Below are 25,067 nucleotides of genomic sequence, written 5' to 3'. Positions count from 1 at the left end.
ACGGATTGTCACAGTGACCTAGCGATACGAAACCCGATGTTGCTGTAGCGATTCGTCGGGGCGCCGTCGTTATTGCGACCTGCGGAGCGGCAGTACCGGGCGGCGTAGTTCCAGTAGCCGCCTCGGATCACACGGTGCACACCGCCGACCAGGACAGTCGGGTCAGTTGCCGGCCCCACGGGGTAGGTGATGTACCAGTCCTGAACCCACTCACCGAGATTGCCGTGGACGTCATACAGCCCGAACGGGTTCATGGACCTGAAGCCCACCGGTTGGGCATGCCCCTGGGTGTTTCCGCACCAAGCCATGTACTGGTTGTGGACTGAGCAGATCTCACATGCTTCGCCGCACTCCAGCACGTCTCCGTGCGAGAAGCGTGTCGAGGTTCCCGCCCGCGCCGCCCGCTCCCACTCGGCCTCTGTCGGCAGACGGAAGAGAGTCGTCCCGAGATAGGCGTTTAGCCGCTCGACGAAGCCGTTCGTCGCTGCGATGTCGTTCCAGGAGACGCAGTAGACCGGGTAGTTCGGACCGACACCATAGGCGCCGCACGAGGTCGGCATCGCGGTGCCCATCACCGCCTGCCACTGGGCTTGCGTCACCTCGTATTTGCCCAGGTAGTAGGGCTGGGTGAGGGTGACCTGATGGAGGGTTTCGTCGGCTTCTCTTCCGCGCTCACTCGCGGGCGAACCCATCATGAAGATTCCTGCCGGGATGCGCACAAGCGTCAGAGGAACACTGCCAGGCAGCATGACGGTCAGCTCGTTGACCGCCGGGTCGTAGGCGGAGATCCTGGCCCGAAAAGTGCTGCCGGAGGTTCCGCCGGGGAGCGTCGCAGCGGCGCTCCAGAGGAGCCGACGGCTCGCGCCGTTGCGAACCCCGGCGCCGATGTGGCCGCTCACCGTGTCCGCAGCCGGGATGATCGTCCAGGTGGCACCGCCGTCGGCAGAGAAGGCGACCGATACGGTCGAACCGGCCGCCGTCCCTCCGGCGAGGTCGTAGAGGACCTCGACCCGCTTGTCGGCGAGTTGCGTCGCGCGAACGTTGGTGACCGCGGGGTCGGCGGCGAAGACGGCCGCGGAGAAGGGTCCCAGCGCAGCGAGGAAGACCAGACCGATAGCGCGCATGCGAGATCCTCTTTTCGTGAAGCGATGCCGCGGGGAGGAGGAGCGCGGATTCTGCAGTCTCCAAAGCGAACTGGCCTCGCGCGGACCGCCCGTGCTACCGGCGTGCGGCGGCGGGTCGCTACCCCCCGAAGGAGGCAGGAAGGTGAGGAGGCTCAGTGTCATTGTGATCTGGCGACCCGGAACCCGACGCTGTATCCACGAGCCGTCGGCGGGAAGTAGCCGTCGCGGAATGCCGACCGCCCATAGCTCGCGTTGTCGTTCCAGGAACCACCCCGAAAGACACGGTTGGGGCCACTGCCCGGACCCGTCGGGTCTGTCGCGGGGCCGACCGGGTAGGCGCCATATCTGTCCTGGACCCACTCGAACAGATTGCCGTGGACGTCGTGGAGCCCGAACGGGTTGGAGGCCTTCGACCCAACGAGCTCAGCCCGATTCTGCTGGTTGCCGCACCAGATCATGTACTGGTCGTGCACCGTGCAGGCCTCGCACGCATCGCCACACCCCAGCGCGTCGCCATAGGAGAACCTTGTCGACGTCTCCGCCCGCGCCGCCCGCTCCCACTCTGCCTCCGTCGGCAGGCGAAAGAGGGAAGTCCCCAGGTAGGCGTTGAGCCGCGCGAGGAAGCCGTTCGCGCCGGTGATGTCGTTCCACGAAACGCAATAGACCGGGTACTCCGGTCCGACCCCGTAACTGCCGCACGAAGTCGGCATCGCTGTCCCCATCACCGCCTGCCACTGCGCCTGTGTGACTTCGTACTTTCCAAGGTAGTAGGGATGAGTCAGCGTGACTTGGTGGAGAGTCTCGTCGCTCACTCTCCCGCGTTCACTGGCGGGAGAGCCCATCAGGAATGTCCCCGCCGGGATGCGAACCAGGGTCAGGGGCACGTTGCCGGGGAGTATCACCGTGAGCTCGGGAGGGAAGGCCGCATCGTAGGCCGTGACCCGCGCCCGGTAGGTGCTGCCGAACGTTCCTTCGGGGAGGGTGGAGGCGGCGCTCCAGAGAATGCGCCGGCTCGCGCCGTTGCGAACCCCGGCTCCAACATGGCCGCTCACCGTGCTCGCCCCCGGGGCGATCGTCCAGGTGGCGCCACTGTCGGCAGAGAAGCCCACCGAGACCGTCGAGCCGCCCGCCGGCCCTCCAGCGAGGTCGTAGAGGACCTCCACCCGCTTGTCGGCGAGTTGCCTGGCGCGAACGTTGGTGACTGTGGGGTCGTCGGCGAACGCACTCTTCGCAGCCAAGATCGCTGCCAACAGCAGCACCATCCAAGCCCTTGCGCTCACGGTTGTGCGGTTCCGGTTCCTCGTAGGGTCGGAGTATGGGGGTCTCTCGGTGACACCTTGCCACCCCAAGAGGTGGCTCGGGACAGAAGAGCTTGGCATGCGGTTGGGCACCGTTCCTCTGGCGCCACCTGTGCAGAACTGACCTCGGGCGGCGGCCCAAGATCGCCCAGGCACCTGTCAGGAAAGGGGAGGAAGGAGGGAAAGTGGTGCAGCCAGGAGGAGTCGAACCCCCAACCTACAGATCCGTAGTCTGTCGCTCTATCCAGTTGAGCTATGGCTGCACGGCCCCGGTCGATGGGGATCGACGCGGGAGGTGGATTCTAGGCCGAAGGGGTGGGGGGGTGCAACTCGGGGCGGGGAGATCGGGGGTGGAGTGGGGGGCGGAGCGAGGTTCGACGGCGGGTACACGGTCGGCGGCCGTGGGAGACTCTGATCTCTGGTGACGGTCGAAGCGAGCGACGCGGAGCTGGTCGGCGCGGCCCGGCAGGGGGACGAGCGGGCGTTCGGGCGGCTGGTCGAGCGGCACTGGGGGCGGCTCGTCGCGCTGGCGCGCTCGGTCGGCGGCGAGGTGGAGGCCGAGGACGTGGTGCAGGACAGTCTGGTCGCGGCGTGGCGGCGGCTCGGGGCGTTGCGCGAGGATGGGGCGTTCCTCGGCTGGACGATGCGGATCGTCTTCCGTGCCAGTCTCCGGCGCGCTCGGCGGCGTGCCCTCTGGCGGCCGCTCTCCCGGCTGTTCGAGCCAAGCGACCCGCGCGAAGATCCATCCGCCGGCGCCGGCGCTGGCACGGTCGACCGCCTGCTTGCCCGCCTCGCCCCGCGGCAGCGGGCGGTGATGCACTTGACGGTGGTCGAGGAGATGACCGACCGCGAGATCGGCGCAGCGCTCGGCATCGAGCCGGCGTCGGTCCGCTCGCACCGGCGACGGGCGCGCGGACAGTTGCAGGGAATGCTCGCCGGCGAAGCCGACGGCCGAACGAGCCCGGGGGTCCGACGATGAGAGTCGACGACGAGCGTGACGACGGCCGGCCGGAAGAATCGAACGACCTTCTCGCCGGATTCGAGCAGGCGCTGCGCGAGCGCGCGGCACGACCTCCCGAGACGAGCCCTGCCGCGGCTGCCGCCGCCGTCCGCGAGCGCCTGAAGAGCGCCGACCGAAACGTGAGGATCACCCTCCCGGCGTGGGGTTGGGGGCTTGCCGCGGTGGCGCTGGCGCTCGCCCTCGGAACCCTCGGGCGCCTCGGCGAGCCACGCCTCGCGCCGGAGCCGCCGCCGCAGATCGCGCTCGTCGCGTCCACCACGGGCGGCACGACGCTTCGCGACGGGCAGGTGTTGATCTGGCTCGACGAGCGGACGCCGCTCTACATGAACTTCGCCCCGCCCGGCGGCGGGAGTGCCCCGGGAGGTGGATCATGAAGCTCGCGACGTCGGTCGCTCTCGCCCTGCTGCTCGCTGCGCGCGTCGCCGCCGCCGCGGGCGAGGCGCCGCTCATGACCGGTTTCACGACCCTCGTCGGCTTCCCGTCGTCCGAGCCGGCCGCCGCGGGCGGCGTGCTCCTCGTCCCCGGCACGGTGATCCCCCTCGGGGGAAACGCTCCCGAGGTCCGGCGCGGCGTCGTCGAGCGCAGCCTCGCCTTCGCCTCGGCGGTCGAGAAGCTCTGGAGCACGTTCCGCCTCGACCCGGCGCGCCAGATCCAGAAGGGTGCCTACCTGCCGGCGCGGCTCGGCGCGGCGCTCGAGCTGCCGACGGTCGACGGCAGCGCGGTGACGATCGCCGCGACGCTGCTCGGCTTCAACGACTGGGCCGCGACCTACCGCGTCGTCTTCCGGGAAGGGGCGAAGGTCGTCGCCGACTCGACGGTGAGCGTCGAGCGGGGCGGGCGCGCGGTGGTCGGCGGGCTCGACGGCGAGGCCGCCCCCTATCTTTTCGTCTTCGTCGAACCCGACGCCGCAGGCAGCAGCGCTCCACCGGCGACCGTCGACAAGGAGGCGGGGCTCACCGCCCCGGTGGCACGGACGCGGGTGCCACCGGCATACCCGGCCGAGGCGCGGGACGCCAAGGTGCAGGGCGTCGTGGTGGTCGAGGCAGAGATCGACGCCGCTGGGCGCGTCGTCGACGCGCGCATCCTCCAGAGCCCGGCGACGAGCCTGGCCAACGCCGCGCTCGAGGCGATCCGCCAGTGGCAGTTCACCCCGGCGCGGGACGCCGCCGGCGCTCCGCTCGCCGTGCGCTTCAGCCTGACGATGAACTTCCGCCTCGAGTAGCTCGCCAAGCCGGACCGATGTCTGAGAGCGGGACCGTCATTCGTCGGAGCCTTCCGGCGGGTCCTCGCCGCGCGCCTGCCGCCAGGCGCGCTCGACCGCTGGCGCCAGCACGAAGGCGTCGAAGGCGCGACCCAGGGCCTCGGCCGTGTCGCCGCTGCCGGCGAAGCGGGCGCGCCACTCGGGGAGGCGGACCTTGTCCCGCGTCGCCTCGAGCGAGAGCCCGGCGGCCACCGCGGCCTTCGTCTCCTCGACGAGCGAGCGCAGAAGCCCCTGCACCTGATGCAGGTAGGCGCGGTCGCGCTGCGGCGCGCCGTGGCCGAGGAAGAGCGTGTCGACGGGCAGCGCATCGAGGCGCCCGAGCGTCTCGATCCACTCGCCGTAGTAGGACCCGAAGCCGAACGGAATCGGCGCGACGAGCAGATCGCCGGTCGCCGCGATCCGCTCCTGCGGCAGCACAACGACCGTGTCGCCCGCCGTGTTGCCACGCCCGAGCCAGCGGACCTCGATGGTGCGCGTGCCGCGATGGAGCACCAGCGAGTCGGCGAAGGTGAGGGTGGGCGGCATCTCGCGCGCCGAGCCCAGCTCGGCGACGCTCGTGGCGAACAGGGTGGCGAGCTCGCCGGCGCGCTGGCGGCGTCGCGCGACGAGCGGCTTGCCGTCGTCGTCGACACCGCTCTCCGCCCAACGCGACATCCGCGCCGCCTCCTGGCGGTACTGAGCAAGGATCTTCGGTCGCGGAGCGTAGGTGTGCTCGAGGATGGCGGCGCGCGTCTTCTCGTGAGCGACGATCTCCAGACCGGGCCAGAGCTCGGCGAAGACGGCGTTGCCGCCGTGATGGTCGTCGTGCCAATGGGTGTTGACGAGCGTGCGCACCGGCTTCGGCGTCAGCCGGCGGATCTCCGCCGCCACCCGCCGGGCCGAGGAGGGGAAGAGGCCGCTGTCGACCACCAGAACGTCGGCGTCGTCGATCACCACGAGCACGTTGCTTTCGATCGGATCGGCGAGCGGCTCGCGCCAGACGAGCCCGTAGACACCGGCCGCGAGCGGGAGGACGTCGAGTGCCTTCTCCGGCAGGGCGGCGGCGACGGCGGGAGCGTGGACCTCCGCCCCGCGTCCGGACGGGGCGAGCAGCAGCGTGGCAAGGGCCGCGAGCCAGGGGGCGAGGTGGGCGGAAGGGGGGGGCCGTCTCATCGGTGCCTCCGGGAAGAGCGGCGCGGACTTCCCGGCCGTTGCGCCATCTACGGAGGCCGAACCGGTGCCGTTGCACGTCCCACCCCGCCGGAGGCGCTTCCGGTCCCGTGGCGTGCACGCGACCGCCCCGCTCCGGCCTCTCTCCAGCAGCGACCTGCAGGTCGCCCAAGGAGACAGCAGATGCGACCCGAGGCAAGAACGATCGGAACGGCGGCGCTCGTGGCACTCGCCACGCTCGTCGGCTCGAGCGTGGCGACCGCCGGCAAGACCCCCGAGCGCTGGACGAAGGAGAGCGGCTTGAGCGAGCCGAAGATCGTCGAGCGGGTGGCTCCGGCCTACCCGGAGGCGGCCCGCGAGGAGAAGGTCCAGGGCGCCGTCGTCGTCGAGGTGACGATCGGCACCGACGGGCGGGTGAGCGACGCCAAGGCGATCGAGGATCCGGATGCGCGCCTCACCGCGGCGGCGCTCGAGGCGGTTGCCCAGTGGCGCTTCGAACCGGCTCGCACCGCCCAGGGCAAGGCGGTGGCGGTGCGCCTCGCCGTGACGGTGAACTTCAAGCTGTCGTGAGCGGGGCCGACTCGGACGCCTCGTCGGCGGGGCGTCCGACCGCCCAGCCCTGAGCAAAATCACAACCTTCGCGGCGCAGCCAATCGAGCTGCTCGGTGGTCTCCACGCCCTCGGCGACGACCTCGAGGCCGAGGCTCTTGCCGAGGGCGATGGTGGCGCGCAGCAGGCGCGTGTCGTGCTCGCCCCGGCCGATCTCGGCGACCAGGACGCGGTCGATCTTCAGCCGATCGACCGGCAGCTCGCGCAGGTTGATGAGCGACGAGAAGCCGGTGCCGAAATCGTCGAGGGCGACGCCCACGCCGCTGGCGTGCAATTCGGCGAGCACCTTGCGACTCACCTCCGGCAGCATCAGGACGCTCGTCTCGGTCACCTCGAGGATCAGCGCCCGCGGCGGGACCCCGGCGCGCTCGAGTAGCGTGCCGATCGTGCCGACCACCTCGGGCGAGCGCAGCGTGCGTGCCGAGAGATTCACCGAGAGTCGGCTCAGGCGGCCGTCGGCGAGCTGGCGGCGGAGCTTCTCGATCGCCAGGTCGAGCACGGCACGGTCGATCTCCTCGATCAGGTTGGTCTCCTCGGCCACCGGCATGAACTCGGCGGCGACGAGCACCTCCGTGCCCCGCTGCAGCCGCACCAACCCCTCGGCCTCGTCGGCGCGCCCGGTGCGCAAGTCGAGGAGCGGCTGCAGGGCGAGCCGCAGCAGCCCGCCGCGCGCTGCCTTGCGCAGGTCGGCCTCGAGCGCCAGGCGTTCGGGAGAGAACGCCGTGGTCGAGCGGTCGTAGACCGCGACTCCCGAGCCGCGCGCCTTGGCCTGGTACATCGCGATGTCGGCGGTGCGGATCAGGTCGACGAGCGTCGTGCCGTGGCAGGGGAAGAGCGAGATGCCGACGCTCGCCCCGAGCTCCACCGCCTGGCCGCGCAGGCGGGCCGGCAGGCGGATCGCCTCGACCATGCGGCGCGCCACGGTGCAGGCCGCTTCCTGATCGCCCCCGAGCAGGATGCAGGCGAACTCGTCGCCGCCCATCCGTGCCAGCAGATCCTCGTCGCGCACGCAGTGACGAAGGCGCAGTGCCACCTCGACGAGCAGCTCGTCGCCGGCGTCGTGCCCGAGGCTGTCGTTGACGCTCTTGAAGCGGTCGAGGTCGAGATAAAGCACGGCGAGCGGCAGGTTGCGCTGCGCCGCCTGCTGCAGGGCCTCCTCGAGCCGGCCGTGCAGGGAGCGGCGGTTGGGCAGCGCGGTGAGCGCGTCGTGCATCGCGGCGAAGCGGATCTGCGTCTCGTATTCGCGCCGCATCCCGACCTCGCGTGCCCCGAGGACCGCCCCCTCGATCCGGTTGCCCTCGCCGCGAATCGCCGTAGCGAGCGTCTCGAGCCAGACCGGGACGTCGTGCTCGCCGAGGAAGCGTGCCTCGAAACGGGCCGACGAGCCCTCGCGCAGCAGGTTGTCGAGGGCGCTGCGTACCGGGCCGCGATCGGCCGGGGTGACCAGATCGAGCAGCGGCTTGCCGTGGAGCTCGCCCGGCGACTTGCCGAGCACCGCCGACGAAGAGGGGGTCGCGAAGCGGATCGCCCCAGTTTCGTCGACGGTCAGGACGACGTCCTGGATCGTCTCGGAGACCTGCCGCAGGCGCAGCTCGCTCTCGCGCAACGCCCGCTCGGCCTCGCGCCGTGCCGAGAGATCGCGCACCAGCAGCAGGACGTACTCCGAGGTGTCGCTGTGCACGCGCCGCAGGCTCGCTTCGACCTCGACGAGCCTCCCGTCGCGTCGCCGGAGCGGCATCTCGAAGGCCGTGTCGCCGGAGTCGGCGAGGAGCTGCTCGACCGCTTCGCGGCGGGCGAGCTGCGGGGCGATCGAGCCGAGCGAAAGGTCCCCGGTGCGAGCGGTGTCGAGATCGAGTAGCGACCGCAACGCCGGGTTCACCATGACCATGCGGCCACGCTGCGCGTCGACCAGGGCGATCCCCTCGAGCGCCTGTCCGACCAGCGAGCGGTAGCGCTGCTCGGAGGCGTTGCGCGCCTCGTGCGAGCGACGCAGGCGGGCGAGGAGGAAGCCGGACACCAGCGCCGCGAGCGCGACGAGCGAGCCGGTCGCCACGGCGACCTGGCGCAGGGTCGCGTCGCCGCGGGAGACGATGTCGCGCGGTGCGACGACCCGCAGCACGGCGATCGGGTGACCGGAGAAGTCGGCGAGCAGCGCCCGCCCCTCGATCCGCCGCGCGTCGAGCGGCTCGGCGACCGAGCGGCGCACCCCGGCCGCGAGCAGCTTCTCGCGGTCGGCCTGCGGGATGTCGTCGAGCATGGTCACGGCGACGTCGACCCCGAGCATCGCTGCCATCGACTCGCGGACCGCGCCGGCGAACGGACGCAGCATCGCCACCGTCCCCGCCGAGGGCGGGCTGCCGTCGGACGGGAGCATCGGCCGAACGGCGGCGAGGTAGAGCGCGCCCTCGATCTGCAGCAGCCCGACCCGGCCGCCGCTGGCGTCCGGCGCCGCGGCGAGCGCCGAGCGGTCGATCGCCGCGGTAACCGAGGTGGGAAGCGGGACGAGCCGGGTGGAGCCGGCGGGTCGCCAGAAGCCGGCGAACAGTCGGCCCGCGCGGTCGAAGAAGGCGATTCCGTCGAGATCGACGCTCTCCACCAGCTCCGGCGTGATGTTGATCGCGGCGAAGCCCGGGAAGCTGCCCTGGAGGTAGTGGAAGGCGTCGTCCCACAGTCCCCAGTCGGCGGCAAGATGGTCGAGGTCGATGAGCGAATGGTCGAGCGCGAGGACGGTACGGCCGGCGAGCTCCTCGGCATGGGCGCGGTCGAGCCGCGCGAAGCTCGGGCGAAAGAAGGCGAGGGCGACCGTCGCCAGCACGACGAACGCCCCAGTCGCCACCGCCCAAGCGAGGAGATGAGCGCCGAGCTCCACGCCGAAGCGCCGCGGTCGCTCGGCCGCCGCCGGTCGCGTGTCGCCGGTCAAGGGGCGGGCCTGTAGCGGGGAGGCGTGGGGCAGAAGCGCCTCCACAGAGGAGGACCGGGGGCAGTCATTTCCGAGGAAGGCTATTCCGGCCAGCCGCCGAAGGAAAGGGGCGCCCGTCGGCGGCCGCTACATGGCCGCGAGCAAGGCTTCGTCGTGCGACGAGGTCGCTGGATGGGCGAGAGGCCGATTGCTCTCGTCCACGAAGACGACCTTCGGCTGCCAGCCGCGCACCTCGGCCTCCTCGAGCTCGGCGTACGTGGCGATGATCACCAGGTGGCCTGGCCGGACCTTGTGGGCGGCGGCCCCGTTCAGGCAGATCTCTCCCCGACCCGGTGCACCCTGGATGGCGTAGGTGGCGAACCGCTCGCCGTTGGTGACGTTGTAGATCTCCACCCGCTCGTAGGGCACGATGTCGGCGAGCTCGAGCAGAATCGGATCGATGGTGACCGAGCCCTGGTAGTCGAGGTTGGCGTCGGTCACCGTGGCGCGGTGGATCTTCGACTTCATCAAGGTACGGCGCATCGTCGGACCTCGTGGCAAGAGGAGTAGCGGTCAGCTCCTGGCCTCGGCCGGGAGGCGAAGCTGCAGGTTGTCGAGCAGGCGGGTGCGGCCGAGCCGCGCCGCCACCGGCAGGACGACGAAGTCGGCGAGGCGGTCGAGCGGCCGGAAGGTGACGCCGTCGACGACGTCGGCGTAGTCGAGCCGCAGCAGCGGCTCGGTGCGCAGGGCGCGGCGCAGGGTGCGGCGCACCGCCGCGGCGTCGCGTTCTCCGGCGTCGATCTTGGCCTTGGCGGCGAGCAGCGCCCGATAGATCGCCGGCGCCGCCGCCCGCTCCTCGGGCGAGAGGTAGACATTGCGCGACGACATGGCGAGACCGTCGCTCTCGCGCTGGGTCGGTCCGGCGACGATCTCGACCGGCAGGTGCAGGTCGCGCGTCATCTGACGCACCACGGCGAGCTGCTGGGCGTCCTTCTCGCCGAAGACGGCGAAGTTCGGACGCACCATCTGGAAGAGGATCGACACCACGGTGGCGACGCCGTCGAAGTGCCCGGGGCGTGCGTCGCCCTCGTAGCCGCGCGCCGCTCCCTCGACGTGGATGCGGGTGGCATGCCCCGCCGGGTAGATCGTCTCGACCTCGGGCAGGAAGATGAGATCGCAGCCCGCCCCGAGCAGCATGCCGGCGTCGACGTCGGGCTGGCGCGGGTAGCGCGCCAGGTCCTCCGCCGGCCCGAACTGCGTCGGGTTGACGAAGATCGAGACGACGACCTTGGCGCCGCGCCGGCGGGCGATCTCGACGAGCGAGAGGTGCCCGGCGTGCAGGGCGCCCATGGTCGGGACGAAGCCGATCTCGTCGGCCCCGTCGCGCCGCAGCTGGCGGATCGCCGTCTGCAGCTCGGCGGCTTCGCGTGCGGTCCTCATGCGCCGTAGAGCCTCTCGACGCGGGGGCTTTCGAACGGGTGCTGAGGATCCTCGAAGCTCTCCGCCGGCCCGGGGAAGGTCCCGGCGCGGACGTCGGCGGCAAACTGCGCGAGCGCCTCGCGCGCTTCGAGCCCGAGCTGTGCGTAGCGCCGCACGAAGCGCGGCGCGATCCGCTCCTCGAAGCCCAGGAGATCGTGGAAGACGAGCACCTGCCCGTCGCAGGCCGGGCCGGCGCCGATGCCGATCGTCGGAATGGCCAGCCGCTCGGCCACTTCGCGCGCCAGCTCGGCGGGGATGCACTCGAGCACCAGGGCGAAGGCGCCGGCCGCCTCGAGCTCGACCGCGGCGTCGAGCAGCGCCTGGCGTGCCGCCTCGCCGCGCCCCTGGACCTTGAAGCCGCCGAGCTTGTGCAGCGACTGCGGCGTCAGACCGAGGTGGGCGACGACCGGGATCTCGGCGGCGACGAGCGCGCGCACGACCTCCGGACGCCCGCCTTCGATCTTCACCGCCTGAGCCCCGCCCTCCTTGACGAAGCGCAGGGCGTTGGCGACCGCCTGTTCGGGCGAGAGGTGGAACGAGCCGTACGGCATGTCGGCGACAAGCAGGGCGCGCTGAGTGCCGCGCCGCGCCGCCTTCACGTGATGGAGCATCTCCTCCATCGTCACCGACAGCGTGTCGGCGTGACCCAGCACCACCATGGCGAGTGAATCGCCCACCAGGATCAGGTCGGCGCCGGCGGTGTCGGCGAGGCGAGCCGTCGGGTAGTCGTAGGCGGTGAGCACGACCAGCCGCTCACCGCGAGTCGGGGCGGCGGTGACCCAGGGGACGGAGATCTTCTTTGGAGCGTCGGCCATCGCGCGGTCCTCCGGGCAGCAAAAAGCCCTTCCGCAGATCGGACGACGGAAGGGCTTCGCGGCGCCGGAGGAGCTCGCCACCCTCTCCCCGCGGTGCCCGGCCTCTCGACTTCAGGGGCTCGGTCCCGCGGCGCAGGCAGCTCGCCGGCAGGCTTCTCTTTCCGTCTCGGCCCCGGACGATCCGGGGTCCCAGCGTGGAGAAATGATAAGCCCTGCCCACCGGGTGTCAAGCGGCGCCGCGCGGTTGACGTCGACCGAAACGCAACGCTCGTTCGTCTCTTCCCACAAGGCCCCGTCTGGAGAGTCGCCTTTCCCGCTGCCGTCCGGCGGGGGAAGACCCGCACCCGCGTCTCTCCCGGGTCGCCAAGGGAGACGCCATGGCGCGCTACGGACTCTGCATCGGCATCAACGACTACCCCGGAACGGGCAGCGACCTCTCGGGCTGCGTCAACGACGCAACCGACTGGGCCGCGGCGCTCAGTGCACGCGGCTACGCCGTCAAGACGCTCCTCGACAAGCAGGCGACCGGCAAGGCGATGCGCGCCGCGATCGCCGCGGTCGTCGGCGGAGCGAAGAAGGGCGACTCGGTGGTCGTCCAGTACTCCGGACACGGCACCTACATCCCCGACCGGAACGGCGACGAGCCGGACGGCACCGACGAGTGCCTCTGTCCGTGGGATCTGATGACCAAGGGGCCGATCACCGACGACGAGATGTTCGACCTGTTCAACGCCAAGGCGAGCGGCGTGAAGCTGGTGATGATCTCCGACTCCTGTCACTCGGGCTCGGTGACGCGCTTCGCGCCGATCCTCACCCCGCCGACCGCCAAGGGCGTCAACCCGCCGCGCCGTCTGGTGCGCTTCCTGCCGCCACAGGTCTTCCTCTCCCCGCGCAAGCTCGCCGAGCTCGGTCTGCGCCGCGCCGCCCGCGCCTCGAGCCCTCCGGGCCGCTACGCCTCGCTCCTCCTCTCCGGCTGCCAGGACACCGAGTACAGCTACGACGCCGTCTTCCAGGGTCGCCCGAACGGCGCCTTCACCTTCGTCGCGCTCTACACCCTGAAGACCCTCCCCGCCAACGCCACCTACGGCGACTGGCACCAGGCCATCAAGAAGATCCTCCCCTCGCAGCAGTACCCGCAGACGCCGAACTTCTTCGGGACGAAGAGCATGCGGAAGTGGAAGGCGTTGGCGTAGGGCGTATTTCGACCTGCTGGTAGACGAGCCTTGTGCAGTGAGTAGGGCATGGAGCACAGCCTTGACCGACCGGGAAGCCATCGGGTGGCGGCTACCCATCGGGGCGCGCCGCATGCGGCAATGCGACTTCGACGACAGGGCACGACTGCCGCCGGAGAACACGCCTGCGCCTCATGACCCCGGCCGAATCGATATCGAACCTCGGGGGAGCCGCCCGAACAGGAGCCACTGACAAGATGCGCCTCGCAGCTGCTTCCGGAACGCTCGTTCCGGCCCCAGATCGGCCCTACCTCATCAGCTTGAAGCTGACGCTGATCAACGACGAACCAATTCCTCTCGACATCGAGAAGGTCTTCTCACCCCGCGCGTCGCTTGCTGGCAGCGAGCAACCCTACCTCCCGGTGCGAGCCTCCGTCGCGGGCGCCCCGGCATTTCCCATCCGAGCCTTCAGCGGTGTCCAGGAAATCGCGCTGGAGATCGAGACGAGTGCGCCTCCCAGGAGCGGAGACTGGCTGCTGCTCCACTTCATGCTCGCAACTGGAAATCGCTTGGCATTTCGCCTCGATCTCTCGGTTGCCCCGGATGGCACGGTCCAAACGAAATGCAGCGCGCTCGCCGACGACCGAACCCGCTTCCGTGTTGGGTTTGGTCTGACGCTGCTCTTTCTCGCCATCCTTCGAATCGAGGGTTCCGCTCTCGCCACGGACTGGTTCGACGGTGCACTCTCGATCAAGGAGGTCGCCACGCTCCTCTTCGGCGCTCTTCTGGGTGCCACGGCCCTTCCGAGCCTGTTCAGCTTCAACGAGTTCGCGGCACTGTGGCAGCGACCCGAGACGCGGGTAGCGTCTCCGCTCTTCTTCGCGATGTCTCGCAGAAGCTGGGCCGCCGCAGCGCTGGTGTCGAGTGTTGCCCTGCTCGTCGGAGCGACGCTCTTCAAGACCTACTCGCTACCTGCGCTCGAGGCAGATGAGCTCGCCTGGTACACGAGGGATTCGGATGGGCCGGTGGATCGAAAGCACGGCGTCTGGCGCTTTTCGTTCGACGACGTCTTTGTGGCAGTGAAACCGGAACACGAAAGCCCCCCGGCTGAGATCGGTCGACTTCCGCTCCATCCATGGGGCCGACTCTTGCTGCGATCGAGCATGGTCAAGCAGCTCAAGCCGAAATACCGAACCTGGCGCGTGAAGATCGACGCCGACGTTGCAGAAGCGCTGGGAGACGCTTGTCTCAAGAGTCATCTGGAGGCCCTGGCAAATGCGGACCTCTCGGCACCCGATCTGCTCAAGAACCCATGCTTGCAGGTGGTGAGAACCCAGGTTCTCGACATGCTGCGAGGCGACAGCCCGAATGTGGGCCCCGAGGGAGACAAAGCGAAGCCTTGGATCCTCGAAGAATCTGGCGACAAGGGGGCTCTCCTCGTTCGCCATCGAGGCTACCTGACGAGGAGCGACCTTCAGAGCACGATCAGCGGCTGGCTGGTGTCGGCCTCTTTTCGTTCTCCTTCCGCGGCAACGATGAAGGACCTGCCGGGCGCCTTTCCGGCTCCCGTCCTTCCGACTGCACTCGCGGGCCGGAAGGTTGGCGTCGAGACGTTCATCAACTCTCTTCGAGATGATCTTCTGGCGCGCTGGGAAGAGCCATCGCCCGGCCGGCCAGGTAGGGGCCAGGCAGCAGTGCTCTCGCGTAATGCAATCCTGGTTCATCTCGCCGGAACGATGGTCGAGTTCGCGGTTGGCCGGCTGAACGACCCTGAGGCCGACCGAGACAAGGTGCTCAGGGCGACGACGAATCTGCTGCGCGAACGGCTCTACTTTTCGTCAGAGCGTGGCCCGGCGCCCCGCTCCTCGACCGGCCGTGATGCGCTGGAGGCGTTCTTCTCGTTCCTGGTTCGCTGGGGCGCCGAAATTCCACGATTCCAGACGGAAGCCCTGCTTCAAGCGGCCGACTCAGGGGACCCCTCGAACGCGGCGTTCCTTCGCGCCGTTGCCTCGTCAAGAAGGTACTTGGCCGCAGCAACCAGCCTGCCAGAGGAACCCGGGAAACCGTCCGCTCGACGCCTCCTCGTCGACCATTTCGGCTCCTACTGGAGGCGGCGGGCGAAATTTCCGCTCTTCGCTCGAACATTCGACGAGCTGCTGGCGCGGAACGATGCCACCGTCGACCCGATGATCCTCAGCTTCCTGAACGATATCGAGGTTGCCCTCTAGCGCCGCCACGGTTCGTCTCTCGTCGCCGGTCGGGGCTCTTGCACGGTCGGGGAGGCGAGGTAGGATCGCGCGAGTTTCCGCCGTGGGGGTCGAGGACCCTTTTCGTTCAACGCTCGACGAGAGCATTTGAAAGGAGCCGCGCGATGGGAGACAAGGGAGGCAAGAAGGACAAGGAGAAGGCCCAGAAGCAGAAGGCCGGCAAGGGCAAGGACACCAAGACGGTAAAGAAGTAGCCGGCTCGCCGAGCGGCCCGGCGTCGGTTTGACGCGAGGCGGCTCGCCCAGCGAAACCACCCCTCTCCGGGCCGGGAGCGATCGGCTTGGGGAGGGGTTTTTCGTCAATGGCCGAGGGCGCGGTGGGGTGTCGGCCCGATCCTCCGGCGAGGGGCCACCTTCGACACGGTGGCCGACCAGCGCCCGGGGCTGCCCGACTCGAAGCCGTCGCTGAAGATCGCCGGCAGGCGCGCCAGGCCGAAGTAGGCGGCGACGCGTTCGAGGACGGCGCGGCGGCTCTCGGCCGGATAGATCGTTTCGAACGGGAAGCCGAGGTTGACGACGCGAGAGCTCCCGTTGTCGGCCGCGACGGCCGCGCCGAGACCGCCGCCATAGGCGAGACAGACCGCGGCGCTGCCCTCACCCTGGATCACGTCGGGATAGTCGACGTCGTAGGTGCCGTGGGTCCCGTCGTCGAAGGCGAGACCGGCGAGCCCGTCGAAGAGGCCGCCGGGCGAGCTGTCCACCTGATAGGTCTCGCCGTCGTCGGCGACGTAGCGGGAGCGCAGCACCTCGCGGTAGAAGGTCTGATCGGCCGCGCTGCCCAGCAGATCGAGATCCCAGGCGATCTCGGCCCCCGAGACCATCAGGCGCCCGCCGGCGTCGAGGTAGCTCCGCACGCGCGCCTGCTCGGCCGAGCTGAACGTCTCGTCGACCGTCGACTCCTCGCCGAGCTCCCAGAAGACGGCCGCCGGACTCGACGGGTCGAGCGTCACCCGCCCGGAGGCAATCGCCTCGTTGGACGCCGAGTCGATGGCCACCGCGAGGTGGCGCAGCGCCTCGGCGTGTTCGACGAGGTAGTCGAAGCGGTTCATCCGCGCGAGGTCCATCCGCTCCACCGTGCCGCCGAGCCCCGGCTCGGCCTGGCGCAGCAGCATCGCCGAGTCGAGCCGGTCGAAGCCTTGCACCAGGAGGACGTGCGGCTCGGCGGCCGTCGGCGGGCGCACGACGAGCGTCTCACCGGGCAGCGACTCGCCGCCCGCGTTGACCGCGGTCACGCGCAGGTAGACCGTCTCGCCGGGGGTGAGGCCGGTGAGGGTGACGCTCGTGCCGGCGACCGAGGCGCCGTCGTCGAAGCCGCGCCCGTCCTGGCTGCGGTAGAGGCGATAGCCGGTGGCGGCATCGCCGTAGAGCCCGCCCCCATCGGTAAGCGGCGCGACCCACGAGACGACGGCCTCGCCGGCTCCGGTGGTGTGCGCCTCGACCTCGCGCGGCGGCTCCGGCAGGAGGTGGACGGGCAAGCCGTCGCGGCCTGCGAAGTACTTGACGATCCCCTGGTAGATGGCTCGCGCGACGATCTGGCGGAAGCGCGGCGACTTGAGCGCCGCCGCGTCGCTCGCGTTGTCGTGGAAGGCGACCTCGAGCAGCGCCGAGGGCATCTCCGGGTTGTAGCTCGGGTTGATCTCGCCGAAATAGGCGGAACGATAGCCACGGTTCTGCCAGCTCGCGCTCCAGCCGGCGCGCAGGTCGTTGACGATCTCGTCGTGGATCCGGTTCATCAACGCCGCCGACCCGGGCACGCTCTGCGTCGGGTCGTAGGTGTTGTCGGGCGGGTTGGCGCTGTAGATGTAGCTGCTGGTGCCGCGCACCGTGCCGTCGAAGGCATTCGAATGCCACGAAAGGTAGACCGAGTCTTCGACGCCGTCGACGTGCTCCCAGGCCGCGAACTTGGATCGCGCCGAGACATCGCCGCCGGCGTAGATCGCATTGGCCGCGCCCATGAACTGGGTGAACGTCCGCGCGCCCTCCTCCCAGCGCGGTCGCCCGCTGAGCGTGGCGTGATGCTCGCCGAGCACGTCGCCCATCCCGCCGCCGAAGCGCACCGCGTCGGCGGAGACCGTTTCGCCCGGCTCGCCCGAGTCGTTGGCGAGCGCCACCGCCCCGCTTTCCGGGTGGAAGCCCGCGGCGAAGTGAAAGCGCCCGAGGAAGACCCAGACCCAGCCGTGGCGCTCCTGGTTGACGCGCAGGTGGGTCTCGCCACCGGTATGGCGAACGATGTAGTGGGCGTCGCTCGCGCGGTTCGTCCCGTCCCGGGAGTACGCCACCGACACGTCGTAGTCGCCCTCGGCGGGAATCGACGGCGTCCAGGTGGCGCGTGCCGTCTCGCTCGTCGCGGTGGCGAGCAGTCGATCGGTGCCGCCGTTGGTGAACGGGTCGGTCGTCGGGCCGTACGGCGCCTGGAAGTTGCGGAAACCCCGCAGCCCCGAGCTCGAGAAGGCGCCCGCGGCGCCGCTCTCGACGTAGGTCCCGTTGTCGGGCCGGCTCGAGCCGTCGCCCTCGTCGACGATCACCATCGCCGCGCTGCGGTCGCTCTCGCGCAGCGTGAAGACCTGGGCTCCGGCACGGCGCAGATAGCGCAACAAGTACTCGTTGACCGCCTCGGCGTTGACGAAGTCCTCGACGATGCCGTGGGTGATCCCGCGCTGCGTCGTCCAGGCGCTGGCGTTGTCGTAGTCGAGATAGCCGTGCGCCTGGCTGACGAAGATCACCTTGCCGTCGAGCGCTCCGGGGACGGCGGAGTCGACTCGCCGCACCAACGTTGCGGGCGAGGCTGCGCCTTCGTCGGCGCTCTTTCGGCGGAGCGCGGGATCGACCGCCGGGAGGTAGGAGGCGAGCGTCCGCCGGCGCGCCCGGGGGTCGTCCGGATCGACCACCGCCAGGTGCAGGCGCAGAAGCTCCGGCCAGGCATCGAGTCCGAGCACGAGCTGTCGGCTGAGGCGCTCGAGCAGCTCGTCGGTGACGCCGGTGGCGAGAAAGCGGGCTGGCAGTCGCAGTCGGATGACCAGGTCCGGGGCCGCGACGAAGAGCGAGTCGACGGCCCCTTCGACCGGGAGCAGCCGATCCACGCCGAGCTCGTCCGGAGGGAACAGCAGGAGCTGGATCCGTCGCCGGAGCTCGGCGTCGTTCCCCGCGCTCGTCGGCGCGCCCGCCCGTCCCGCGAGCGTCTCGTCGACCGCGCGCACGGCCAGGGTGCCCGACGCCCAGAAGGGCAAGTGAACCCTCTCGCTCGCCCGCGCGTTCGCGCCGGCAGTCACGAGCACGAAGAGCAGGACGAGGGGCTCGCGGAGCGACCGCAGACAGCGACGCGGACCGTGACCGTGGCGAAGAAGGCTCTTCATCGACCACCTCCCGTTGCGCAGCGCCACGCCCGGCCCCGGACCAGGCTTTGCAGAGCGTACTCCTGCGCGACCCTTGGGGCGATGGGAGGCTCCCGTCCCCGGCAGGCTCTCCGCTGCGCTCCTAATCACGAAGGAAGGTCCTCGACATCGACGAGGGGTTCCGAAAGCCCCGTCGCGAAAGGCGAGGCCTCGGTCGTGGAGGTGACGCGTGTCAAGCGCTCGTGGGTGGTCTCGCAGGTTCTGGCGGCTGGCGTTTCCCGCCTGTCTCGCCCTCTCGGGTTGCTCCGCACTCCTGCTCGACGTCGGCGGCGGACTCACGCCGGAGCTGGCGCAACGCGGCGTTTCCGCCACCGCGAGGATCCTCGAGATCTGGGACACCGGCTGGACGATCAACGACAACCCGGTCATCGGCATGCGCGTCGAGGTCGATTCCCCCGACCGTCCGCCGTTCGAGGCGCGAATCGAGAAGACGACGGTCTCGCGCATCGCCATCCCGCAGTTCCAACCCGGCGCCGTCGTCCCGGTGCGCTTCGACCCGGCCAATCCGAGTCTCGTCGCGGTCGATCCGGAAGGTCCGGCGTCCCCGCCTGCCGCGGACTCGGGGAACCCGTATCGCGATCGCTTCCAGGCGGCCGAGTACGTCGGCGCGGCTCTCCTGCCACCGCCGGCGGCGCCGCGGATCTACCTCGGCACCGGCGACAGCGGCGCCGACCGCCTGGCGCTCTCCGAGCACGAGTACGTGCTGCTCGGGGCCGCCAGCGCCACGAGGACGCCCGATCTCGCCCTGGTGCTCGAACAGGGGCGGGCGTTGGGCGCGGCGCTCATCGTCGTCTACGGGCATTTCACGCCCCTCGGCAGCGCCGGCCTCGAGGTCGTTCCCTTCCGGCCCCGGGCGACGGGCTCCGCCGCCGAGGCCCTCGCCGAAGCCGAGGCCGCGCGAACCCAGGCGATCTTCTCGACGCTCGGTCCGGACGATCAGGTCGCCGTCTTCTGGGCCCAGAGTCGTCCGGCGATTCTCGGCATCGTCTCGCGTCCGCTCGCTGCGGCGGAACAAGCGCGCCTGGGGCGCCGGGACGGCATCGTCGTCGAGAGCGTCGCCCACGGCTCACCGGCCGAAGCGGGCGGTCTCGTCGCCGGGGACGTGCTGGTCGCGATCGACGGCGCGCCGCTGGCCGATGCGCGGCAGGTGCCTGGACAGATCGCCGCCCTCGCGGGGAGAACGGTGCGGATCGACCTCCTTCGCGACGGCCGACCCCTCGCCCTTGCGGTGCAACTCCACCCGGCCGCGCCCTGATTCGGCGCGGCGGGAGCGGGTGGCGTCGGCGCCGCTCAGCGCTTGCCGGCGGGGATGAAGTACTCGGTGCCCTTGATCGGACGTGAGAGCTGGGCGACGAGCTGCTCGAAGTCCTCGGGCCGGGTAGGGAAGTTCAGGTGCCGCGTGTCGACGACGAGCAGCGGCGAGCGGTTGTAGTAGTGGAAGAAGTGGTTGTAGGCGTCGATCAGCTCGGCGAGGTATTCCTCGGAGATCTCGCGCTCGAAGCTGCGCTGGCGCTTGCGGATCCGCGACATGCAGGTGGAGACGTCGGCGGTCAGGTAGATCACCAGGTCGGGCACCGGCACCTGCGGCTCGAGGACGGTATAGAGCTTCTCGTAGAGCATCAGCTCGTCGTCCGAGAGCGTCAGGTAGGCGAAGATCCGGTCCTTCTGGAAGCAGTAGTCGGAGACCAGCGTGCGCTGGAAGAGCTCGCGCTGGACGATCTCCTGTTGCTGTTTGTAGCGCTGCAGGATGAAGTAGAGCTGCGTCTGGAAGGCCGCGCCGGGGCGGTCCTGGTAGAAGTCGGCGAGGAACGGGTTGTTGACGTCCTCGAGCACCCGCACCGCCTCGAACCGCCTTGCCAGCAGATCGACGAGCGTCGTCTTGCCGACCCCGATCGGGCCGTCGACGGCAAGGTAGCGATAGGTCGGACTTTCGGCCAAGGTCGTGGGCGCCGCGCGGGTCCTGTCAGTCCACGAGGCTAGCACAGCGATCCGCGGGACCGCCCAGGATTCCGCCGGTGAAAACCGGGGAGAGGCAGGGATTCGCCGGGCGTCGGCGCACGGCGGAGGTCGCCGTCCCCTCGCGCCGGTCGTCTGTCAACGCAGCGCGTGCTACGCCGCGCGACCGACCGGACGGTAGAGGGTGTCGCGCTCGACCGGATCGAAGCCGGCCTCGCGGACCACCCGCTCGAGCTCGGCGCGCGGCATCATCTGCGCGGTCTCGGCGCCGGCCATGTGGTAGATCGTCTCGGAAACCACCGTGCCGTCGAGGTCGTCGGCGCCGAAAGAGAGCGCCACCTGGGCGAGCTTCGGGGTCACCATCACCCAGTAGGCCTTGAGGTGGGGGATGTTGTCGAGCACCAGCCGCGAGGTGGCGAGCGTCCGCAGGTCTTCGAGGCCGGTCGTGTGGTAGCGCAGCCCCATGTAGTTGTTCTCGGGGTGGTAGGCGAGCGGGATGAAGGCGTTGAAGCCGCCCGTCTCGTCCTGGAGCTCGCGCAACCGCAACAGGTGGTCGACGCGGTGCTCGGGCTTCTCGACGTGCCCGTAGAGCATCGTGCAGTTGCTCTTCAGCCCCAGGCGATGCGCGGTGCGGTGGACCTCGATCCACTCCTCGGCGTCGAGCTTGCCGTCGCAGATCACCTCGCGCACTTCCGGCGCGAAGATCTCGGCGCCGCCGCCGGGCAGCGACCCCAGCCCCGCTTCGACCAGTCGCCGCAGGACCTCCTCGATCGACAGCTTCTCGCGCTTGGCGAACCAGCCGATCTCGATCGCGGTGAACGCCTTGAGGTGCGCCGCCGGGAAGCGCTCGCGCAGGCCGCGCAGCATCTCGAGGTACCAGTCGAGCGAAAGGTCGGGATGGAGTCCGCCGACGATGTGGAACTCGGTGACCTCGTTGCCCCCCTGCTTGCCGGCGAAGCGATAGATCTCCTCGTGGCTCATCTGCCAGGCGTGCTCTTCGCCCTTCATCGCCGCGAAGCTGCAGAACTTGCAGTTGTAGGTGTAGACGCAGACGTTCGTCGGGTTGATGTGCCGGTTGAGGTTGTAGTACGCCACCTTGCCGTGCAGCCGGCGGCGCACCACGTCGGCGAGCCGGCCGAGATGCAGCACGTGCGGCGTGGCGAAGCAGGCGAGCGCCTCGGCCGCATCGAGCCGCACGCCGGCGAGAACCTTCTCGGCGATCGGCCGCAGCGGCGCGGGGAAAGAGGAGAGTGCGGGGGCGTCCATGGCGCGGCGAGAATAGCAAACGCTCCGCCGCGACCCGGACGACGAGAACGCTAGGATCGTGTCGTCGATGTCGAACTCCACGACTCTGCTTTCCGCGCCGGCGGCCCGCGGGCGCCGCCTCGGCGGAGCCCTCCTGCTCGTCGCGGGCGTCCTGCTGCTGCTCAACGGCTGGAATGCGGACCGGGGGGCGGCCGCGGCGGAGCGCTTCGTCGCCCGGCTCACCGCACGGGCCGACGCTCGCGTCGTCGCGCGGCTCTGGCAGATCGAGCCCGTCGCGCTCGACGAGAGTGCGGCGACGCCGCCGCGACGCCAGGCACACGCCCGGCTCGGCGTGCGTCTCGAGCTGACCCTCGACAGCGGGCGGGCGGCCGCGGTCGAGTTGCGCGCGACCGACGAGGCCGCCGGCGTCGACGGTTGGCCCTGGGGCGGGCCATTGCCGCTCGAGCGCGAGCTCGGCCTCTCGCCGGCCGACCCGGTGACCGGGCTGCCGCGCCTCGAGATCGTCGCGCCGCCCGCCTGGCTCGCCACGCTGCGGGAGCGACCGGCGCGCGCCTGGCCGCTCACCGCCGTCGGCGGCGGCTCTCCCCCGGTGGCCGGCAGCGAGCTCGAGGCACTGTGTCTCGAGCTCGACCGCCCGCTCGAGGCGCTCGCCCGGCTCTGGATGCGCCCCGAGGGGAACCGACCGATCCGCTTGCACGTCGACCCGCGCGATCCCGCGACCGCACTGCCGGGCGTCTCGCTCGGCAGCGGTTGGGCGCAGCGCTTCCTCTGGTCGACGAGCCTGCTGATCGCCGGGGTCGGCTTCGGCGCGGCGTCGATCTTCGCCGGGCTGCGCCGGCTCGTGCCGCGTTTCGGCTGGGGCCTGCGCGTGGCCGTGACCGTGGCGCTGGCGCTCGCCACTCCGCTCTGGGCGCCGCGAGTGGACGAGGGCCTCGGTGCGAGCGGTCCGCTCCACACGCTCGCGCAGCTCGCGGGTGGACCCGCGAGCTGGTCCGCCCGCGGACCCGTGCGCCTCGCCACGCCGGAGGAGCTCGCCGGCGAGCGCTGGGTCGTCGACTTTCCGCACTCCCGCTACGCCGCCGCGCTGGCGCCCTTTCACTTCGTTCGCCCGCTGGCGGTCGCGCGGACGACCGGCGCGGCGTGGCGCGAGGTGGTCGACCAGATCGCCGAGCAGACCCGCGCGCTCGACGAGACGGCCCTCGTCGCGCTGCTCGGCGAGCTGGCCGGCGAGCTCGCCGGCAACGGACGCGAGGTCGCACCGGCCTTCCTCGCGGTCGCCGGTGACCTGGCCGGCGATCCCGCCAGGTCCGACGAGGTCCGGGCCGCGGCGCGACACATGCTGGTGCTCGCTCTCGATCCGGCGAACGCACCGCGCCCCGGGGAGTTCGCGGGGCGCGAGAAGCTCGCCGCCGTCGCCGCGCTCGCCGCGCACGCGGATCCGGAGATCGCCGCGGCGGCTCTCGCGGTCCGGGTCGCCGCCGACGCGACGCCCGGCGCGCACTGAACGCTGACCGCCTCGCGCGAGCGTCGGCCACGAAGCGACTCGGTTGCGCGCCCCCCGGACCCCTCGCTCTCGCTCGCGGTGACGAGGGGGGTTCGCTCGAAGTCGATGGCTGAGTGAGTCCGGTCGAAGATTGGCGGCGGCCGAACGCCTGCGCCCAGATCGTCCCGACTTCCGGGTGAGGAATCTGGCCGCGGGGGCGTCGCTTCGTGCCGGCGCGCCGGGTTCGGATAGGCTCCCGCGCCAACGTGAGCCCCGAATCGCCATCCCCGGGCGGCGCCCCTGCGCCGCCCGAGGGCACCCTGACGGGCATCCAGGTGCTCGTCGAGATCGGCCAGTTCCTGGTCCGCCGGGCGCGCTTTCTCGGCGCCCTCTCGCTGCTCACCTTCGCGGTTCCCCTGCTCGTGCTCGGCTGGAGGATGGTCTCCGGCACCCGGGCGGAGCGGGCGCTGGCCGCGCGGCTCACCGCCCGTGGGGAGGGAGCGATCGTCGAGTCGTTCTGGCGCCTCGACGTGCGTGCGGATCTCGCCGCCGGCAACGGGCCGCTCAGCCTCTCCGGCAACACGCTCGCGGAGGTCTGGGCGATCGTCGAGCCGGACGCCGCGGCCCGCGCCGCCGGGGTGCCGGCGCGCCTCGCCTATCGGGTCGCGCAGCCGCCGCCGCTGCCGATCCAGTACGCCGACGCGATCGACGGCATGCGCGGCTCGGCGCTCCAGCTCCCTTGGAGCGCGCCGGGAAGCGACTGGCCGAGCGTCGAGATTCGCCTCCCGCGGAGGGTCGCCGTCCGCCTGCGCGCCACAACGTCCGAGCCGTGGATCATCCAGTACACCGAGGACGAATTCGCCGCCGATCGCCGCCCGGGAAGCGAGCTCGACGCCTTCCGCATCGAGGCCGACGAGCCGTGGGACGACCTCGTCACGCACTGGCTGCGCCCACCGGCAAGTTCGCGCCTGGCGCTCGCCTACGACCCGGCACGCCCGGGTGACGCGATGCCGCTCGTCGATCTCGAGGCGCTTCGCGGCAAGGTGCGGTGGCCGCTGCTCGTCACCGCCGCGATCCTCTTCGCCTTCGGCGGCGCGTTCTATCTCGCCGCGGCGGCTGGCCTGTTCGCCGGCCTGTCGCCGCGTCTCGCCGTGCCGCTCGCCGTTGCCGGGCTTCTGGCTCTCCCGTGGTGGAGCGGCCGGGTCGAGCAGCTCGTCGAGTGGGCGAGCCCCGGAGCCGGCCGCTTCGCCCGCGAGCTCTCCCAGGCGTCGTTCGAGGAGCTGCTCGCCGACCGCCTGCCGCAGGTCGAGCCGCCGGGTGACGACGAGCGACTGGTGATCGACCCGCGGCGCGGCTTCTTCGCGGCGACGCTCGCGCCGTTCGAGCCCCATCGGCCGGCGACCCTCCCCGCGGACGGTGACGCGGCTTGGCGCGCTCTCACCGTCGAGCTCGCCGACCAGGCGCTCGCGCTCCCGCCGGCGACGCAGCAGGCACTGCTCGAGCGGCTGGTGACCGACGAGCGACGCGACCGGCGTCGCGCCGGCGAGGCGCTGCTTCGCGCCGCCGACCGCCTGTCGCGCGAGGCCGGAGACGAGAACGTGCGCGACTGGGCGCGCAGCTTCCTGCTGCACCGGCTCCGCGCCGTCAACGACCCGGAGGTGCACGAGCTTGCTTTCGCGGTCAAGCTCGCCGACCGCCAGGCACTCACCGAGCACCCCGACGCCAAGGTGCGCGAGTATGCCACCGCCTCGCTCGCCCGCATCGCCGAGTGGCGACGTCGCACCGGCGACTGAAGGCACTCGCACCGAGCGCGAGCGACGTGCGGCGAGCCGGTTCCGTGCGACGCCGCGGTCGCTTCACCCCTGTGCTACCCTGCC

The 25,067-nt window shown here is 70.7% G+C and carries 19 protein-coding genes and 1 tRNA gene; 9 read left to right on the top strand and 11 right to left on the bottom strand.

Going from position 1 to position 25,067, the window contains the following annotated elements; genetic code table 11:
• Positions 1-8: 8 nt before the first annotated feature.
• From IPJ17_02730 to IPJ17_02720, 3 genes are all read right to left on the bottom strand, one after another.
• On the bottom strand, positions 9-1,124 hold the full coding sequence (locus IPJ17_02730; GenBank protein ID QQR74526.1) for a formylglycine-generating enzyme family protein: 1,116 nt from the start codon (positions 1,122-1,124) through the stop codon (positions 9-11).
• A gap of 158 nt (positions 1,125-1,282) precedes the next feature.
• Entirely contained in the window at positions 1,283-2,404 is a 1,122-nt protein-coding gene (locus IPJ17_02725) for a formylglycine-generating enzyme family protein (protein QQR74525.1), read from the bottom strand.
• A 204-nt stretch (positions 2,405-2,608) separates the two neighbouring features.
• A tRNA-Arg gene (locus IPJ17_02720) sits at positions 2,609-2,685 on the bottom strand.
• Positions 2,686-2,843: 158 nt separating this feature from the next.
• On the opposite strand from IPJ17_02720, the gene IPJ17_02715 reads away from it, so the two are divergent.
• Genes IPJ17_02715 through IPJ17_02705 form a run of 3 tightly spaced genes read left to right on the top strand, consistent with a single transcriptional unit; the run spans position 2,844 to position 4,665 of the window.
• Entirely contained in the window at positions 2,844-3,401 is a 558-nt protein-coding gene (locus IPJ17_02715; protein QQR74524.1) for an RNA polymerase sigma factor, read from the top strand.
• Positions 3,398-3,817 (top strand): hypothetical protein, encoded by a 420-nt coding sequence (locus IPJ17_02710; protein ID QQR74523.1) that lies wholly within the window; start codon positions 3,398-3,400, stop codon positions 3,815-3,817. The genes IPJ17_02715 and IPJ17_02710 overlap by 4 nt, the downstream gene beginning before the upstream one ends.
• On the top strand, positions 3,814-4,665 hold the full coding sequence (locus tag IPJ17_02705) for an energy transducer TonB (protein QQR74522.1): 852 nt from the start codon (positions 3,814-3,816) through the stop codon (positions 4,663-4,665). Before IPJ17_02710 ends, IPJ17_02705 begins: the two co-directional genes overlap by 4 nt.
• Before the next feature lie 36 nt (positions 4,666-4,701).
• Here IPJ17_02705 and IPJ17_02700 read toward each other — a convergent pair whose 3' ends face one another.
• Positions 4,702-5,856 carry an MBL fold metallo-hydrolase gene (locus tag IPJ17_02700; protein ID QQR74521.1) on the bottom strand — a complete coding sequence of 385 codons (1,155 nt, stop codon included), beginning with the start codon at positions 5,854-5,856 and terminating at the stop codon, positions 4,702-4,704.
• Between the two features lie 180 nt (positions 5,857-6,036).
• On the opposite strand from IPJ17_02700, the gene IPJ17_02695 reads away from it, so the two are divergent.
• The gene (locus IPJ17_02695) at positions 6,037-6,423 is read left to right on the top strand and encodes an energy transducer TonB (GenBank protein QQR74520.1); all 387 of its coding nucleotides are present in this window, start codon (positions 6,037-6,039) and stop codon (positions 6,421-6,423) included.
• Here IPJ17_02695 and IPJ17_02690 read toward each other — a convergent pair.
• The 4 genes from IPJ17_02690 to panB form a co-directional block, all read right to left on the bottom strand.
• Positions 6,410-9,382, bottom strand: a complete 2,973-nt coding sequence (locus tag IPJ17_02690; protein ID QQR74519.1) for an EAL domain-containing protein — start codon at positions 9,380-9,382, stop codon at positions 6,410-6,412. The genes IPJ17_02695 and IPJ17_02690 overlap by 14 nt on opposite strands.
• Before the next feature lie 126 nt (positions 9,383-9,508).
• Positions 9,509-9,904 (bottom strand): aspartate 1-decarboxylase, encoded by a 396-nt coding sequence (locus IPJ17_02685; protein QQR74518.1) that lies wholly within the window; start codon positions 9,902-9,904, stop codon positions 9,509-9,511.
• 30 nt (positions 9,905-9,934) lie between these two features.
• The gene (locus IPJ17_02680; GenBank protein QQR74517.1) at positions 9,935-10,801 is read right to left on the bottom strand and encodes a pantoate--beta-alanine ligase; all 867 of its coding nucleotides are present in this window, start codon (positions 10,799-10,801) and stop codon (positions 9,935-9,937) included.
• Positions 10,798-11,655, bottom strand: coding sequence for a 3-methyl-2-oxobutanoate hydroxymethyltransferase (gene panB, locus IPJ17_02675; GenBank protein QQR74516.1), 858 nt, complete (start codon positions 11,653-11,655; stop codon positions 10,798-10,800). The genes IPJ17_02680 and panB overlap by 4 nt, the downstream gene beginning before the upstream one ends.
• Before the next feature lie 377 nt (positions 11,656-12,032).
• Here panB and IPJ17_02670 point away from each other — a divergent pair, with 377 nt between their 5' ends.
• Together IPJ17_02670 and IPJ17_02665 are read left to right on the top strand one after the other, a co-directional pair.
• Positions 12,033-12,848 (top strand): caspase family protein, encoded by an 816-nt coding sequence (locus tag IPJ17_02670; GenBank protein ID QQR74515.1) that lies wholly within the window; start codon positions 12,033-12,035, stop codon positions 12,846-12,848.
• Positions 12,849-13,084: 236 nt separating this feature from the next.
• Positions 13,085-15,055: a hypothetical protein gene (locus IPJ17_02665; GenBank protein QQR74514.1), complete on the top strand. Its 1,971-nt coding sequence runs from the start codon at positions 13,085-13,087 to the stop codon at positions 15,053-15,055.
• A 337-nt stretch (positions 15,056-15,392) separates the two neighbouring features.
• Here IPJ17_02665 and IPJ17_02660 read toward each other — a convergent pair whose 3' ends face one another.
• A complete protein-coding gene (locus tag IPJ17_02660) occupies positions 15,393-18,446 on the bottom strand; it encodes an N-acetylmuramoyl-L-alanine amidase (GenBank protein QQR74513.1) in 3,054 nt (1,017 codons plus the stop codon).
• A 208-nt stretch (positions 18,447-18,654) separates the two neighbouring features.
• On the opposite strand from IPJ17_02660, the gene IPJ17_02655 reads away from it, so the two are divergent.
• Entirely contained in the window at positions 18,655-19,740 is a 1,086-nt protein-coding gene (locus IPJ17_02655) for a PDZ domain-containing protein (GenBank protein ID QQR74512.1), read from the top strand.
• Between the two features lie 35 nt (positions 19,741-19,775).
• Here IPJ17_02655 and IPJ17_02650 read toward each other — a convergent pair whose 3' ends face one another.
• Positions 19,776-20,423: a deoxynucleoside kinase gene (locus IPJ17_02650; protein QQR74511.1), complete on the bottom strand. Its 648-nt coding sequence runs from the start codon at positions 20,421-20,423 to the stop codon at positions 19,776-19,778.
• A 171-nt stretch (positions 20,424-20,594) separates the two neighbouring features.
• Positions 20,595-21,707 carry an aminofutalosine synthase MqnE gene (gene mqnE, locus IPJ17_02645; GenBank protein ID QQR74510.1) on the bottom strand — a complete coding sequence of 371 codons (1,113 nt, stop codon included), beginning with the start codon at positions 21,705-21,707 and terminating at the stop codon, positions 20,595-20,597.
• Positions 21,708-21,774: 67 nt separating this feature from the next.
• On the opposite strand from mqnE, the gene IPJ17_02640 reads away from it, so the two are divergent.
• Together IPJ17_02640 and IPJ17_02635 are read left to right on the top strand one after the other, a co-directional pair.
• A complete protein-coding gene (locus tag IPJ17_02640; protein ID QQR74509.1) occupies positions 21,775-23,211 on the top strand; it encodes a hypothetical protein in 1,437 nt (478 codons plus the stop codon).
• 245 nt (positions 23,212-23,456) lie between these two features.
• Positions 23,457-24,983 (top strand): hypothetical protein, encoded by a 1,527-nt coding sequence (locus IPJ17_02635; protein QQR74508.1) that lies wholly within the window; start codon positions 23,457-23,459, stop codon positions 24,981-24,983.
• Positions 24,984-25,067: the final 84 nt, after the last annotated feature.

It is taken from the genome of Holophagales bacterium (genome assembly GCA_016699405.1).
Classification (GTDB): Bacteria; Acidobacteriota; Thermoanaerobaculia; order Multivoradales; family JAGPDF01; genus JAAYLR01.
Note: the sequence above shows the minus strand (reverse complement) of the source record. Positions and strands in the feature narration are given on the sequence as shown.

Bases quoted from the DNA above. Each gene is read 5' to 3' on its own strand.
- IPJ17_02730 (QQR74526.1), bottom strand. From the start codon at position 1,124: ATGCGCGCTATCGGTCTGGTCTTCCTCGCTGCGCTGGGACCCTTCTCC.
- IPJ17_02710 (QQR74523.1), top strand. From the start codon at position 3,398: ATGAGAGTCGACGACGAGCGTGACGACGGCCGGCCGGAAGAATCGAAC.
- IPJ17_02705 (QQR74522.1), top strand. From the start codon at position 3,814: ATGAAGCTCGCGACGTCGGTCGCTCTCGCCCTGCTGCTCGCTGCGCGC.
- IPJ17_02700 (QQR74521.1), bottom strand. From the start codon at position 5,856: ATGAGACGGCCCCCCCCTTCCGCCCACCTCGCCCCCTGGCTCGCGGCC.
- IPJ17_02695 (QQR74520.1), top strand. From the start codon at position 6,037: ATGCGACCCGAGGCAAGAACGATCGGAACGGCGGCGCTCGTGGCACTC.
- IPJ17_02685 (QQR74518.1), bottom strand. From the start codon at position 9,904: ATGCGCCGTACCTTGATGAAGTCGAAGATCCACCGCGCCACGGTGACC.
- IPJ17_02680 (QQR74517.1), bottom strand. From the start codon at position 10,801: ATGAGGACCGCACGCGAAGCCGCCGAGCTGCAGACGGCGATCCGCCAG.
- panB (QQR74516.1), bottom strand. From the start codon at position 11,655: ATGGCCGACGCTCCAAAGAAGATCTCCGTCCCCTGGGTCACCGCCGCC.
- IPJ17_02670 (QQR74515.1), top strand. From the start codon at position 12,033: ATGGCGCGCTACGGACTCTGCATCGGCATCAACGACTACCCCGGAACG.
- IPJ17_02665 (QQR74514.1), top strand. From the start codon at position 13,085: ATGCGCCTCGCAGCTGCTTCCGGAACGCTCGTTCCGGCCCCAGATCGG.
- IPJ17_02660 (QQR74513.1), bottom strand. From the start codon at position 18,446: ATGAAGAGCCTTCTTCGCCACGGTCACGGTCCGCGTCGCTGTCTGCGG.
- mqnE (QQR74510.1), bottom strand. From the start codon at position 21,707: ATGGACGCCCCCGCACTCTCCTCTTTCCCCGCGCCGCTGCGGCCGATC.
- IPJ17_02640 (QQR74509.1), top strand. From the start codon at position 21,775: ATGTCGAACTCCACGACTCTGCTTTCCGCGCCGGCGGCCCGCGGGCGC.